The sequence below is a fragment of the Fusibacter fontis genome, from assembly GCF_055378735.1.
Genome location: NZ_AP042445.1, coordinates 635,427 through 651,280 on the forward strand (window position 1 = coordinate 635,427; position 15,854 = coordinate 651,280).

General features: G+C 36.3%; 11 protein-coding genes. All 11 read left to right on the top strand.

Features of this window, described 5'->3' with window-relative positions; genetic code table 11:
* The first annotated feature begins 26 nt into the window (after window positions 1–26).
* The 11 genes from ACZ41W_RS02845 to truB all read left to right on the top strand — a co-directional run bounded on the left by ACZ41W_RS02845 (window position 27) and on the right by truB (window position 15,849).
* A complete protein-coding gene (locus ACZ41W_RS02845) occupies window positions 27–1,214 on the top strand; it encodes a 1-deoxy-D-xylulose-5-phosphate reductoisomerase (RefSeq protein WP_464313371.1) in 1,188 nt (395 codons plus the stop codon).
* On the top strand, window positions 1,208–2,203 hold the full coding sequence (gene rseP, locus ACZ41W_RS02850; RefSeq protein WP_464313372.1) for an RIP metalloprotease RseP: 996 nt from the start codon (window positions 1,208–1,210) through the stop codon (window positions 2,201–2,203). The genes ACZ41W_RS02845 and rseP overlap by 7 nt, the downstream gene beginning before the upstream one ends.
* Window positions 2,204–2,212: 9 nt before the next feature.
* A complete protein-coding gene (gene ispG, locus ACZ41W_RS02855) occupies window positions 2,213–3,256 on the top strand; it encodes a flavodoxin-dependent (E)-4-hydroxy-3-methylbut-2-enyl-diphosphate synthase (RefSeq protein ID WP_464313373.1) in 1,044 nt (347 codons plus the stop codon).
* 13 nt (window positions 3,257–3,269) lie between these two features.
* Window positions 3,270–7,886 carry a PolC-type DNA polymerase III gene (locus tag ACZ41W_RS02860; protein ID WP_464313374.1) on the top strand — a complete coding sequence of 1,539 codons (4,617 nt, stop codon included), beginning with the start codon at window positions 3,270–3,272 and terminating at the stop codon, window positions 7,884–7,886.
* 149 nt (window positions 7,887–8,035) lie between these two features.
* A complete protein-coding gene (locus ACZ41W_RS02865; protein WP_464313375.1) occupies window positions 8,036–8,503 on the top strand; it encodes a ribosome maturation factor RimP in 468 nt (155 codons plus the stop codon).
* Between the two features lie 11 nt (window positions 8,504–8,514).
* Window positions 8,515–9,600, top strand: coding sequence for a transcription termination factor NusA (gene nusA, locus ACZ41W_RS02870; protein ID WP_464313376.1), 1,086 nt, complete (start codon window positions 8,515–8,517; stop codon window positions 9,598–9,600).
* Window positions 9,597–9,866 carry an RNase P modulator RnpM gene (rnpM, locus tag ACZ41W_RS02875; RefSeq protein ID WP_464314264.1) on the top strand — a complete coding sequence of 90 codons (270 nt, stop codon included), beginning with the start codon at window positions 9,597–9,599 and terminating at the stop codon, window positions 9,864–9,866. Before nusA ends, rnpM begins: the two co-directional genes overlap by 4 nt.
* Window positions 9,859–10,203: a L7Ae/L30e/S12e/Gadd45 family ribosomal protein gene (locus tag ACZ41W_RS02880; protein WP_464313377.1), complete on the top strand. Its 345-nt coding sequence runs from the start codon at window positions 9,859–9,861 to the stop codon at window positions 10,201–10,203. Before rnpM ends, ACZ41W_RS02880 begins: the two co-directional genes overlap by 8 nt.
* Entirely contained in the window at window positions 10,176–13,355 is a 3,180-nt protein-coding gene (gene infB / locus ACZ41W_RS02885) for a translation initiation factor IF-2 (RefSeq protein WP_464313378.1), read from the top strand. Before ACZ41W_RS02880 ends, infB begins: the two co-directional genes overlap by 28 nt.
* Window positions 13,356–13,453: 98 nt before the next feature.
* On the top strand, window positions 13,454–13,903 hold the full coding sequence (gene rbfA / locus ACZ41W_RS02890; protein WP_464313379.1) for a 30S ribosome-binding factor RbfA: 450 nt from the start codon (window positions 13,454–13,456) through the stop codon (window positions 13,901–13,903).
* A 65-nt stretch (window positions 13,904–13,968) separates the two neighbouring features.
* On the top strand, window positions 13,969–15,849 hold the full coding sequence (truB, locus tag ACZ41W_RS02895) for a tRNA pseudouridine(55) synthase TruB (protein WP_464313380.1): 1,881 nt from the start codon (window positions 13,969–13,971) through the stop codon (window positions 15,847–15,849).
* The last annotated feature ends 5 nt before the right edge of the window (window positions 15,850–15,854 follow it).

The following is a 15,854-nucleotide window of genomic DNA, read 5'->3' on the forward strand; positions in this document are numbered from 1 at the left end:
CTTATTTTTATATGGAGAATAAGTAAATGATTGAAAATACGAATACAAAACAACCATGGATTACGATATTGGGCTCAACTGGATCCATAGGAACTCAGGCGTTGAGCATAATTGAAGAAAGTCAGCGGTATCAAATTTTTGCATTAACGTGTAATAGCCAATGGGAGCTCATCGCTGAACAGGCAAAGAAATTTTTACCCAAATATGTTGTCATTTATGATGAACAACACGTCCAATCTTTAGTAGATGCTTTAAAGGAGATTAAAACGACTGTCTTAACTGGGATGGAGGGTCTCTTGAGAGTGAGCTCGGATTCTCAAGTTGATATTGTACTGACATCAGTCGTTGGCAACATTGGGCTTGAGCCAACCGTAGCAGCTATTAAAGCAGGGAAAACAATTGCACTGGCAAATAAAGAAACGCTGGTGACAGCTGGTGAACTTATTATGCCAATGGCAAAAAAATATGGCAGTACGATTTTACCTGTTGACTCAGAACATAGTGCAATTTTTCAGTGTCTAAATGGCGAAAACACACAATCGATCGATAAAATTTTATTGACTGCATCAGGTGGCGCATTTCGAAACTTATCCAAAGATGAAATCGCTGTGCAAAAGGCAAGTAGTGCTTTAAAACACCCTAATTGGTCAATGGGAAGAAAAATTACCATTGATTCAGCGACATTGATGAATAAGGGACTCGAGTTCATTGAAGCAAAATGGTTGTTTGATGTGTCCATTAATCAAATTGAAGTGGTGGTGCATCCTCAAAGCATTATTCATTCAATGGTTCAATTTACAGATCATAGCATTATGGCACAACTTGGTGTGCCAGATATGCGCGTTCCCATCATTTATGCATTAGATTATCCAAACAGATATCCTAACAACGTGAAACCACTTGATTTGTTCGAAGTAGCTGAATTGAGTTTTATGCGTCCGGATTTAGAAAGATTTCCATGCTTACGATTAGCGATTGAAGCATTAAAAAGAGGTGGATTGACCCCGACGATTATGAATGCTGCAAATGAAGTCCTTGTCGCTGCATATTTAAATGATGAAATTGGATTTTACGACATATCAAGCTATATTGAAAAAGCCATGGATATTTTACAAACCGACAGAGAACTCAGTATTGAGAATATTCTCAAGGTGGATCAAGAAACGAGACAGTATATTAGAGAACTACTGAAAGAGAGGCAGTCAGCATGTTAACAGCAATCAGTTTTATATTTGTATTTGGACTCATCGTATTTGTACATGAATTAGGTCACTTTGTTACGGCAAAGATGAGTGGTGTTCATATTCATGAATTTTCATTAGGCATGGGCCCAGCAATTTTCAAAAAGCAAAAGGGTGAAACCTTATATGCTCTTCGTGCTTTTCCAATAGGCGGATATGTAAAAATGGAAGGCGAAGATGGGGAGTCTGAGGACCCAAGAAGTTTTTCTAGAAAAAAACCGTGGCAGCGTTTGATTATTCTAGCTGCAGGGGCATTGATGAACTTTGTGTTAGCATACATTTTACTTATTATCGTGATGTTTTCATTGGGGGCACCTTCCACGACGCTTGAAAGCGTTGTGATGGATAAACCAGCTGCGTTAGCAGGTATTATGGCGAATGATCAAATCATTGTGATTAATGGCGAACCTGTAAGTGAATGGGAATACGTGACAGCTAAAATTGGCAATAGTCAAGGTGAACAGCTTACAATCATTGTAAAACGCGGTACTGAGACATTATCTTTCGATGTGATACCTGTTTTGTCAGAAGCTAAAACTTACCAACTAGGAATACAAACTAAGATGATGAAAGATGTCGATCAAGCTTTTGTTCATGCAACTCAAAGATTTGGGATGTTTTTTACAGATATATTTAAGTTCTTTTCAACTTTAGGAAGTAAGACAGAAGAAGCTCAAATCGTTGGCCCCGTTGGACTTGTCAAAGTCATTGGCGATGCTTCACAACAAGGGATTTTAAATTTATTATTCTTAGCTGCCTATATATCGATTAATTTAGGCATTATTAATCTATTGCCATTTCCAGCATTAGATGGTGGTAGAATCATCTTTGTTCTGATTGAGATGATTATGGGACGCCCTGTCAATAGAGAAAAAGAAGGCTTTGTGCATTTTATCGGATTTGCAATTTTGATGGGATTGATGGTGTACTTGGTATTTAATGATATCTCCAATTTAAGATAGGAGTCTTTTATGAGAGAAAAAGTAGTAAAAATTGGCAACACATATATAGGCGGTGGATTCCCGATTGCGATTCAGTCTATGTGTAATACGAAAACTGAAAATGTTGAAGCGACTGTGAAACAAATACTGGATCTTGAGGCTGCAGGGTGTGAAATCGTCCGTGTAGCGGTTCCAACAATGGAAGCTGCAGAGGCGATTAAAGCGATTAAATCACAGATTCACATCCCATTAGTTGCTGATATACACTTTGACTATCGTCTAGCCATCGAATCGATGAAGAATGGTGTTGATAAGATTCGATTGAATCCTGGTAATATTGGCAATCAAGAACGTGTTAAACAGGTAGTTGAGATTGCAAAGGATCGTGGTATTCCAATACGAATAGGCGTGAATGGCGGTTCATTAGATAAAGAGATGTACCTTAAACATGGGGGCGTGACGTCACAAGCTCTTGTTGAGAGTGCGTTGATGCATGCTTCGATTTTAGATCAATTAAATTTTTCAGATATCATCATTTCACTGAAAGCTTCTGATATACGACTCACCGTAGAGTCCTACCGTTTGTTGAGTCAGCAAGTAGATTATCCGTTGCATCTTGGGATTACCGAAGCTGGAACGCTGTATACCGGAACGATAAAATCTGCAATTGGTCTAGGAATTTTACTTTATGATGGAATTGGAAGTACAATACGTGTATCCTTGACAGATGATCCGATTAAAGAAATTGAAGCAGCAAGAAAAATTCTTGAAGTAATGGAATTACGTCATTTTGGCATCAAACTCATTTCATGTCCGACGTGTGGTCGAACAGAAGTGGATTTGGTACAAATCGCTAAAATACTTGAAGAAAAAACAAAAAATATTCCCAAAAACCTGACACTAGCTGTCATGGGATGTGCGGTAAATGGTCCTGGTGAAGCAAAAGAAGCGGATTTAGGCATTGCTGGTGGGAAAAATGAATTTCTTTTGTTTAAAAAAGGTGAAATTATCAAGAAGATAAAACAAGACGAAGTTGTTCAAGCTGTCCTTGATGAAATTGAAAAAATGGAGTAAGAAAGGTGATTAAGTGGAAAATAAACCTTTTAATCAATTGATTAATGACATCCTCAAAATTGATGATGTTGAAATAAAGAAAATTGAATATGTGAAAGAAGCGGATGTTCTCAATATTCTTTTGGCTTCTTTAAGTGAGATTCCTAAAGATCGAATCGACCATTTGCATCATACTTTAAAACAAAAGTTGAGCTTTATTGCAACGTTTGATATACAAGTTGAGGAGAATCGTTTATTTGAGAAAGTGGCGTCTATTTCGAGCGCACCTGTTCAAGAAAATGCGGAGTCTGAGTGCCAGTTGATTGAATCAGAAAGCAGGTTGATCGAGTCTGATCTCCAATTGATTGAATCTGAAAGTAAGTTGAGTGAAACTGAAAGTAAGTTGAGTGAAACTGAAAGTAAGTTGAGTGAAACTGAAAGTAAGTTGATTGAATCTGACGCTAATTTGGAAGATCAACCAGATAAAGCTAAAATAAATACCACAGCAAATATCGACAATGAAGAGATGAACAAGCATCTTATTCAGGAGAATTGGCCTAAGATTTTAGGTGTTGTCAAGCGTAACAATCCAGCTGTTGCGAGTATTTTAAGACGTTCAGAGATTCAATTTAACCATGGTAAAATCCATATTGTTTTTGATGACAAAGGACTTGAAAATACATTTTTCCGATTTAAAACGGATGAAATGATTGAAAAAATTTGCCATCAGAATTTAAACTGTACGTATCAAATTACAACTGAGGCGATAAAAGACGAGATTGAAGGTCTTGAAGAGTTTGAAAAAGAACAAAGTCAAGCTATTGAATCCATTGTTGCAGCTTCTACCAACGGATTTAGTGAAGAGGCAATCCGTCAAGCAGCGAGCGCTAAGACGCAATCTGCTAAGCCCGATGGCGAAAAATCTTTTTATCGAAACGGATCAGGTAAAAGTAACGATCCGATGAAATCGGTAAAATCAGATGCACCTGAAGTCATCTACCGCAATAAAATCAGAAGAAATCTCACTAAGATTATTGATATTAACACAGAAGAAGAGACATATGCAATTGAAGGTAAGTTGATCAATTATGAAACAAGAGAATTAAAGAACGGCAAATCGTTAATTAAGTTGTTTTTATCTGATTTATCAAATGCCATTGCATGTAAGCAATTCTTAAAAAAGGAAGAAGTTGAAAAGCTAGAACCTTGTTTAAAAAAAGGAAAATGGTATATCGTCGAAGGTGTCAATCGATATGATCAATTTGATAAAGAAAAAGTATTGACATTCAGTGCCATTAACGAAGGAAAAGTTGAAATTCCTAGAGTTGATCAGGCGGACGAAAAACGAGTTGAGCTCCATTTGCATACCAATATGAGCGAAATGGACGGCATGACACCTGTTAAAAAAGTGATTCAAACGGCTATTGAATGGGGACATCCAGCAATTGCAATTACGGATCATGGCGTTTTACAAGCTTTCCCGGATGCCGCTCATGCTGCAGGCGATAAAATCAAAGTCATTTATGGCCTTGAAGGGTATTTGATTGATGATGAAATTGATCTGATTCAAAATGCAACGGATTATTCACTTGATGACACGTATGTCGTATTTGATATAGAAACGACGGGTTTTTCATATAGTAAAGATACGATTATTGAAATAGGTGCTGTTAAAATTTCTAAAGGGGCTGTTATTGAACAGTTTAGTCAACTCATTCATCCTAAACGATCTATTCCAGCACACATTACAGAGCTTACTGGAATTAGCGATGAAATGGTTGCGGACCAGCCTTCACTTGATGAAGTTTTACCTAAATTCATGGCTTTTGTCGGCGATGCGCCAGTTGTGGCACATAACGCGACGTTTGACTGTTCATTTTTAAGGTATTATTGCCAGCAATATCAGTTACCGTTTAACAATCTAATTATTGATACTTTGGCTTTGAGCCGCTTACTATTAACGACGATTAAAAAACACAATCTAAAAGCCATCACAAAGCATTTGAAAATCGTATTAAATGACCATCATAGAGCGGTTGCGGATGCTGAAGCGACTGGGCGTGTATTTACACACTTTATTGAACTGTTAAAAGAAAAAGAAGTTTTTACCCTTAGAGAGGTCAATCGATATGCCGTTGCAAATTATGATTATTCGCAGCTAGAAACTTACCATGTCATTATTTTAACGAAAACTCAAGCAGGGCTAAAAAATCTTTATGAATTGGTATCTCATTCAAATCTAAATACGTATTATAGACGTCCGAGAATTCCGAAGAGCCTTCTTAGAAGTAAAAGAGAAGGACTGCTTATTGGTAGTGCATGTGAAGCGGGAGAACTTTATAGAGGGTTTATGAATAACCTTCCAAAAAGTAGAATCTTGGAAATAGCCGATTTTTATGACTATCTTGAGATTCAACCTGTGGACAATAATGCTTTTATGCTGGATTCAGGAAAAATTAAAAATATAGAAGAAATTCGAAGTGTCAATCGAGAAATTCTTAAACTTGGCGATCAACTAGGTAAATTAACCGTTGCAACTGGAGATGTTCACTTTTTAAATCCAGAGGACGAGATTTATCGAAGAATTTTGATGGCGGGGAATGGTTTTTCAGATGCGGATAATCAAGCACCACTGTATTTCAGAACAACTAACGAAATGTTAGAAGAATTTTCGTACTTGAGTGAGCGTGCAAAAGAAGTTGTTATTGACAATCCAAGACGGATTACAGATAGTTGTGAAAATGTTTTACCTGTTCCAAATGGAACGTTTCCACCTGTAATCGATGGCGCAGATGATGAATTTAGAACGATGTGTATGGAAAAAGCCGAAAGAATTTATGGAAATCCTCTTCCTGAAATTGTGGAAAAGAGAATTCTTAGAGAACTGAATTCAATCATAGGAAATGGATATGCAGTTATGTATATCATTGCGCAAAAATTGGTAAAAAAATCTTTGGATGATGGATTCTTAGTTGGCTCAAGAGGTTCTGTTGGATCTTCATTTGCAGCTACGATGAGTGATATTACAGAGGTTAATCCACTTCCACCTCATTATATTTGTAAGAACTGCAAACATTCGGAGTTTATCACGGATGGCTCATATAGTGCAGGGGTGGATATGCCGGATAAAATCTGTCCTAATTGTGGAACAAAGTATTTTAAGGATGGATTTGACATTCCTTTTGAGACGTTCTTAGGATTTGATGGCGATAAAGAGCCCGATATCGATTTGAACTTCGCTGGTATTTATCAAGCGAATGCACACAAGTATTGTGAAGTTTTATTTGGTAAAGGAAAGACGTTTAAAGCAGGAACCATTGGTACGATTGCAGATAAGACGGCATATGGGTATGTAAAAAAATACTTTGAAGAACGAGAGCTGGACATTCATCGATATGAAATTGAACGTTTATCTCAAGGATTAACAGGTGTTAAAAGGACATCTGGACAACATCCAGGCGGGATTATGGTTGTGCCAGCAGATCGTGATATTCACGAATTTTGCCCAATTCAATATCCCGCAAATGATACATCATCTGATGTCATCACCACACACTTTGATTATCATTCTATTAGTGGGCGTTTGCTAAAACTTGATATCCTTGGACACGACGTTCCGACCATTATTAAGTACTTAGAAGAGTTAACAGGATTAAATGTCTTTGATATTCCACTGGATGATGCAGCGACGATGAGCATCTTTACATCGGCTCAGGCACTTGGAATTAAGGATTCTTCTTATAGTCTTGATATTGGTAGTTTGGGTATTCCAGAGTTTGGTACAAAATTCGTCCGTCAAATGTTACGGGATACAAATCCGCAAACATTTTCGGATTTAGTCCGTATTTCAGGCCTTTCACACGGGACTGATGTATGGGTCAACAACGCACAGGATTTGGTTCGAAACAATACAGTGACGATTAAAGAAGTTATTGCAACACGTGATGACATCATGAACTACCTATTGCAAATGAAACTTGAGCCGCTTCAAGCATTTAAAACGATGGAAAATGTACGTAAAGGTAAGGGGTTAACAGATAAAGAAATCGAAATTATGAAATCTCACGATGTTCCGGATTGGTATATCAGTTCGTGTCAGACGATTCAGTACATGTTTCCAAAAGCACATGCTGTTGCATATGTCATGATGTCTGTGAGAATTGCTTATTTTAAAGTCCATCAACCACTTGCGTTTTATGCAACTTATTTTTCCACAAAAGTAGATGACTTTGACGCAGAACTGATTTGTAAAGGCATTGATGCGGTTCGAGCAAAAGCAAAAGAAATAGAAGGGTTAGAAAAACCTTCAAAAAAAGAACAAGATTTACAATCTATCTTAGAAATTGTCGATGAAATGTACAGTCGAGGATTTGGATTTATGAAGGTAAACCTGATGTTATCTGATGCAGAGCAGTTTAAAATAGTAGATGGTAAGATTTTACCGCCATTTTTAGCGTTACAAGGCGTTGGTGCGACAGCAGCTATAAGCATTGCACAAGCAAGGAACGAACATGGAGAATTTATGTCGATAGAAGATTTTCAGTCTATTACGAAGGTTTCGAAGACCGTGATTGAAGCAATGAAAGTTCATGGGTGCTTTGACGATATGCCTGAAGATAACCAATTGTCGTTATTCTCATTTGCACTATAGAAATTTTTATGATATAATTAACGAGTAAATAGACGTTTGACAGCAAGAGTGGGATTTCCCACTCTTTGTTATTGAGTGGGATAAGTTTCTCACAAAAATGAGCTTTAAGTGAATCGGCACTTGGTATAAATAGATAAGGTAGGTGTATTATGAAAAAGAAAAGAGTGGTAGATGTCGTTGAGGAGATATTAACGCCATTTATGCAGACAAATGCAATGGAAATCGTCGATATTGAGTTTGTAAAAGAAGGTCCATATCGTTACTTACGAGTAATAATCGACAAGGAAGAACCTGTAACATTAGATGATTGTCAATTAGTGAGCCAATTTTTAAATGGAAAATTGGATTCGCTTGATCCAATAGAGGAACAATATTTCTTAGAGGTGTCTTCACCTGGAGTTGAACGCGTTTTGAAAAAAGATAAGGAGTTTGAAAAATTTGCAGGACATTTAGTTCAATTAAAATTATTTCAACCTTATGAAGGTCAAAAAGTGATTAACGGCACATTGGTAGGTTTAATCAACGACTGTATCGTAGTTGAAACTGAACAAATGGGTAAAGTTGAAATGCCTAAGAGCAAAGTATCTTTGACGAAATTAGTCGTTGAATTTGAATAGGAGGGGATAACGTGAAAACAGAATTATTACTTGCACTTGAACAATTGGAAAAAGAAAAAGGTCTTGAACTGAATATGCTATTTGACGTAATTGAAGATGCTATGGTGAAAGCGTATAAAAATAATTTTGGCGCAACACACAACGTAGAAGTTCAATTAAACAGAGAAACGGGAGAAATTGTCGTTTACTCAGTGAGAATTGTAGCAGATGAAGTGATTGATGAAATTACTCAAATTTCAATTGATGAAGCAAGAAAAATTAACCCTCAATTTGAAAGCGGTGACATCGTTCGAGAAAAAGTTACCCCTCGTGATTTTGGCAGAATTGCAGCACAATCTGCTAAGCAAGTTGTTGTACAAAAAATCAGAGAAGCTGAACGCGGCGTTATTTATGATGAATATGCTTCACGTGAGACAGAAATTGTAAATGGCGTTATTCATAGAGTTTCAAAAGGCATCGTATATATCAATTTAGGTCGAACTGAAGCAACTATGCAACCAAATGAACAAATTGCTTCGGAAGACTATATTCAAGGTGCTCATATTCGTACAGTCATTACAGAAGTTAAAAATTCGACAAAAGGTCCTCAAATTTTCGTTTCAAGAACACATCCTGCTCTTGTGAAACGACTTTTTGAAATTGAAGTACCTGAGATTCATGATGGTGAGGTTGAAATTAAAAACATTTCGCGCGAACCAGGATCACGAACTAAGATTGCAGTTTATTCACCGAATCCAGATTTAGATCCAGTGGGTGCATGTGTTGGTCAAAAAGGTCATCGTGTACAGAACATTGTGGATGAACTTCAAGGTGAAAAAATCGATGTAATTGAATGGAATGAGAATCCAGCAATTTTAATTTCCAATGCATTAAGTCCATCTAAAGTCATGAGAGTTGAAGTAGATGAAGATGATAATACGGCATTAGTTGTCGTACCAGATTATCAATTATCACTTGCCATTGGTAAAGAAGGCCAAAATGCAAGATTGGCTGCAAAATTAACTGGATGGAAAATCGATATTAAAAGCGAAACACAATATAAAGCATATTTACGTGAAATTGGTGAGTATGACGAAGTTTATGGAGATGAAGAATAGTTATGAAAAAGATACCCATGAGAAAATGTATAGCCTGTGGTGAGCAAAAACCAAAGAAAGAATTGATCAGGGTGGTAAAGAATAACGAAAATGTCGTTGATGTAGATTTCACAGGTAAAGCAAATGGCAGAGGGGCTTACATCTGCAATGATGTGAAATGCTTTGAACTTGCAATCAAGAAAAATGCCTTTAATCGCGCATTAGAAACAAAGATAGATGATGAAGTTTATGAGAAGTTAAAGGAAAGGTTAGTAAAAAATGAATAATGTTTTATCACTGATAGGATTTGCAAGGAAAGCAGGACATTTAGTACCTGGTGAAACGCTTTGCGAACAAGGAATAAAAAGCAAAAAAATCTCTTTACTCATCATAGCAGAAGATATGAACGAGTCGACAAGAAATAAAATGGTGAGATTATGTGAATCCGAAGGTGTAACATATAGAATTTATTCAAATAAATTAGAATTGTCATCCGCAATTGGCAAGGATAATTATGGATTGTTCGGCGTAACAAACAAAAAATTTTCAAGAGCAATAATTGAAAAAATTGACGCTCAAATACCGGAGGTGAAGCAATGTCAAAAACCCGAATCCATGAATTAGCAAAAGAATTAAACATAACAACAAAGGATTTGATCGATTCAGCACATTCTTTAGGATATGACGTGAAAAATCACATGAGCACACTTGAAGAAGGTGAAATTAGCAAACTCAAAGGGAGATTTATGAAGAAAGCTTCAGATACAGTTGAAACAAAACCTGCTGAAAAAAATTCAGCACAAACACCAAAAGTTGAAAACAAACCTGCAGAGGTAAAGTCTTCTGAAGTGTCAGAAGTAAAACCTGCTGGGGAAAAACCTGCTGGTGAGAAACATCATAAAATCATTTATGATCGTACAAAAGAAATTCGTGAAGAAGAGAACAGACGTGCACAGAATAGATCTTCACACGATAATAAGAATTACAACAGAAATAACGATAATAGAAGTTATGATAATCGTAATGCTGGATCGGATAACAGACAAAGCGGTGAAAGAAAACCTTATAATCCTAATTATCAAAAAAATGATTATAAAAAACCTTATGAGTCGAAGACTGAGGATACAAGAATTGTAAATAAAGAAGGTTCAACAACTGATACGAGAAGACCTTCGGATAGACCGCAATCAGACAGACCGCAATCAGACAGACCACAATCAGATAGACCATATGAAAAAAGACCTTATGATCCAAACCGACAACAATCGGATAGACCATATGAAAAAAGACCTTATGATCCAAATAGACCGCAGTCAGATAGACCATATGAAAAAAGACCGTATGATCCTAATAGACCACAGTCAGATAGACCATATGAAAAAAGACCATATGATCCAAATAGACCACAGTCAGACAGACCATATGAAAAAAGACCGTATGATCCAAATAGACCACAGTCAGACAGACCATATGAAAAAAGACCATATGATCCAAATAGACCAAAACCTGATAGACCATATGAAAAAAGACCATATGATCCAAATAGACCACAGTCAGATAGACCATATGAAAAAAGACCATATGATCCAAATAGACCACAGTCAGATAGACCATATGAAAAAAGACCGTATGATCCAAATAGACCAAAGCCAGCAGGCGGTTACAATAAACCAAGTGGCGGATTTGGCTCAGGCGGATTTAACAAAGATAAGGACAAAGATTATTCTGGTCCAAGTAGAAAATCGGATTCTTCTTCAAAAAATGCTTTCCCAGCAAGTGAAATAGCTGAAAAAAATCCTAAGAAGAAAAAACAGAAAAAAGATAAAATCGTTGTAACCTTTGATACAGACCGCTTAGAAACTAAGTCAAAGAAAGCAAAAAAATTGCTCAAAGAAGAAATTATTGTGAGCGAAGTAGATCCAAGAAGAGAGTTTGACTTTGGAAAGAAAGTAAAACAAAAAAGTGGTAAATACAAAGAAAAACGCGATGAGGAAAGATCAGATAAACTCAATGAAATCTTAACAAAAGAAAAAGTATTTGTTCCAGCTGAAATGACAGTGAAAGAATATGCTGAAGTTATTAATAAACCTGTGAACGATATTATTCTTAAGTTAATTGCTATGGGCAATATGGCAACACTTAATAAAATTTTAGACTTTGAAACTGCAGCAATGATCGCAATTGATTATGATATCGAACTCGAAGTTGAAGAAGTGCAAGAAGTGAACCAATTCCAAGCATTTGATTTGAATTTTGAAGATGATCCAAAAGATCTTAAGAAAAGAGCACCAGTAGTAACTGTAATGGGTCACGTTGACCATGGTAAAACATCTCTTCTAGATGCAATTCGTAATACAGGTGTTGCAAGTGGAGAAGCAGGTGGAATCACTCAGCATATCGGCGCTTCAGAAGTTATGCATAATGGTGAGAAAATCTTATTTTTAGATACACCTGGTCATGAGGCATTTACCTCTTTAAGAGCACGTGGTGCTAAGGTTACAGACATTGCGATCTTAGTCGTAGCTGCAGATGATGGTGTGATGCCACAAACGATTGAAGCTATTGACCATAGTAAAGCTGCAAAAGTTCCAATTATTGTTGCAATCAATAAAATGGATAAACCAAATGCAAATCCAGATAGAGTTAAACAAGAATTATCAGATCGTGGTTTGATTATTGAAGAGTGGGGTGGCGATGTAATTGCCGTTCCTGTATCTGCAAAAACAGGCGAAGGTTTAGATAAACTTCTTGAGATGGTTTTACTCGTATCAGAAGTGTTAGAGCTTAAAGCAAATCCAAATCGTCCAGGAATCGGTACAGTTATCGAAGCAAAAGTTGTTAAAGGTAGAGGTACTGTTGCAAGCATTATCCTTGAAAAGGGTACAATGTCAGTTGGTGATCCAATTGTTGCTGGAACAGCTTTTGGTAAAGTTAAAGCGATGTATAACAATAAAGAGAAAAAAGTAAAACAAATTGGACCATCGACTACTGTTGAAATTGATGGACTCAATGAAGTCCCTCAAGCAGGTGAAAAAATATATGTAACTCCAGATGAAAAAGTGGCGAGAACAATTGCGGAAAGACACGCGGTAACTCTTCGTGAGAAAACACTTAATAAAAATCCAGGTGTTACACTTGAGGATATCTTCTCAAGAATTAAAGATGGCGCAATGAAAGAGCTTAATATCATTGTTAAAGCAGATGTTCATGGATCGGTTGAAGCAATTAAGCAATCACTTCAAAAAATATCCAATGACGAAGTACGCGTTAGTGTAATTCGAGCAGATGTTGGAGCTATCTCTGAATCAGATGTAATTCTTGCGTCTGCATCCAGTGCAATCATCATCGGATTCAATGTTAGACCGTCAGCCAATGTATCCATGATAGCTGAACAAGAAGGCGTTGATATCAGAACTTACCAAATTATTTACAATGCAATTAATGATGTTGAGACTGCTATGAAGGGGATGCTTGATCCACTCTATAAAGAAGTTATACTTGGTAGAGCTCAAGTTAGACAAACCTTTAAAATACCTTCAGGTGTTATTGCAGGTGCATATATCACGTCAGGAAAAGTTCAGAGAAATGCACAAGTGCGTGTTATTCGAGAAGGCATCGTAATCTTTGAAGGAAAATTAAATTCACTTAAACGATTTAAAGACGACGTAAAAGAAGTCGCTCAAGGATACGAGTGTGGTCTTGGTGTTGAGAAATTCAACGACTTAAAAGAAGATGATGAGATTGAAGCATTCTTCATGGAAGAAGTAAAACGCTAAGCGTAATAACTAGTGGAATAGTAACATGGTTAAATAAACAAGTGGGCGCTAAATATTATGTTTAGCGCTATTCACTTATAAAGAAAGGTGGTGCAGTTATGTCAGCAGCGAGAAATAGAAAAATCTCAGAAGAGATTAAAAAGATTGTTAGCCATCTTATGCTATTTGAAATTAAAGATCCAAGAGTTTCAAATTTATCATCAGTCACACATGTTGAAGTGACAAATGATTTGAGATATGCAACAATTTACATTAGTGTATTTGATCCAAAACACAATGTAGAAACACATATTGAAGGTTTAAATAGTGCAAAGGGATTTGTTCGTAAAGAAATTGGAAAAAAACTCAAGTTGCATTATACACCAGAACCTATTTTTAAACCGGATCATTCAATTGAGCACGGGATGCATATTAACGAAATCCTCAGTACACTTGACATTAAACATGATGAAGTCGATGAGCCTTCTTCTGAACATGATGATGAAGATAAGAATTTAGACGATGAAGATCAGGATTTCGATAGCAATGATGAGTCTGAAGATGAATAGTCTAATGAAAGATCGTGTCTATCTGTAACTGTGATAAAAAATGAAAAGTAATGAGAGGCAATATTATGGAATCTCTGAAACAACTTAAAGATATACTGTCGGATGTTTCAAATGAGAACATTTTAATTATTCCTCATAATATGCCAGATGGCGACACATTAGGGTCGTGTTTGGCTGTGTATCATTTAACTAAATATTATCAAAAAAAGGGGTATATCGTCTTAGATGACGTTATACCTTCAAATTTATTATTCCTATTTGAATCGGTTAAATGCTATAAAAAGGAAGAAGTTCAAAATGTTACATTTGATGTTGCGATTGCCGTTGATTGCGGTGAAGTAAAGCTTTTTGAAGATCGATTTGATCTTTATAATCGAGCCAAATATCGTATAAATATCGATCATCATAAAACAAATTCATTTTATGGAGATCTGAATATAGTAGATGCACAGGCATCATCGACAGGAGAACTTGTTTATACCATCTTCGATAATCTTCGTGCACCTATTAATAGCAAGATAGGTGAAGCATTATATGCAGCCATTGTAACCGATACAGGAAGCTTTAGATATTCAAATACTAGACCTTTGACCTTTAGTATTTGTAAAACATTACAAGAAACTGGTTTTGATTTCAATCGTCTTAACGTTGAAATATTTCAAAATAAGACGTATGAGAAATTGTTATTATTAAATAAAGTTTTTGATACTTTAAAGATTCACGCTAATGGCAAATTCGGTGTTGTGAAGATGTCGCAAGAATTAATTGAAAATCTGAATCTCTCTGAATATGATACCGATGGAATCGTTGAATTTGTACGCGACATTAAGGGAATTGAAATCGTTGCTTTTATAAGATATATCGGTGGAGGCGCGCACAAGGTTTCAATGCGTGCGAAGCATAATGCAGATGTCAGTGTGATTGCTCAAAAGTTTAATGGCGGCGGACATACGAAGGCAGCTGGTTTTAAAACGACTCTGTCTATAGATGAAATTGAAGCTCAGCTAATCGGAGAAGTTGAATATTTTTTTAACCAAGCGTCCGAATTGAATGTCGTTCCAGAGATTAATGGAGTGATTGTGATTCATAAACCACAACATATGACATCGCATGATGTGGTTGCAATTCTACGAAAAAAATTGCGGACGCGAAAAATTGGTCATACAGGTACTTTAGATCCAATGGCGACAGGCGTACTCCCAATATGTATTGGAAAATCGACTAAAATTGTAGATTTTCTAATGGGGTGTAAAAAAACTTATCGCTGTGAAATGAAACTTGGAAGTGCCACAGATACACAGGATTGCTGGGGGAGTGTCGTTGAAACAAAAGAGTGCCTTGATATTTCTGACATCGAAATCATGAGAATCATTCAAAGTTTTATTGGAGATATTGATCAAATACCACCGATGTATAGTGCCTTAAAAATTAATGGCGAAAAACTCGTTGATCTTGCACGACAAGGAATTGAAATTGAGCGAGAATCAAGGGTAAGAACCATATATTCAATCGACAATATAGATATCAGACATCATACAATTTCATTTGATGTGACATGTTCTAAAGGAACTTATATAAGAACTTTATGTCACGATATTGGATTGAAACTTGGATGCTTTGCGCATATGACATCGCTTGTAAGGTTGAGTTCTGAACCTTTTTCAATTGAACAAGCAGTAACTATTGAGGAGATTTCGCTTGATAACATTCATCAGCATCTCATTTCTACAGAAAGCGCTTTGGATTTCATGGAGTCTGTTGTCATACAAGTGGATGAAAAAATGGAAAAGCTCATTGAAAATGGCGTTAAAGTCGATTTGAGACGGTTTGTAAAAAAACATGAGTATTCGGAAGGTTTTTATCGAATGTATATTAATAATCTATTTTGGGGAATTGCAGAAATGTGTCCAGAAGGGTTTTTGATGAGAAAAATCATGAAAGATTAGTGGTA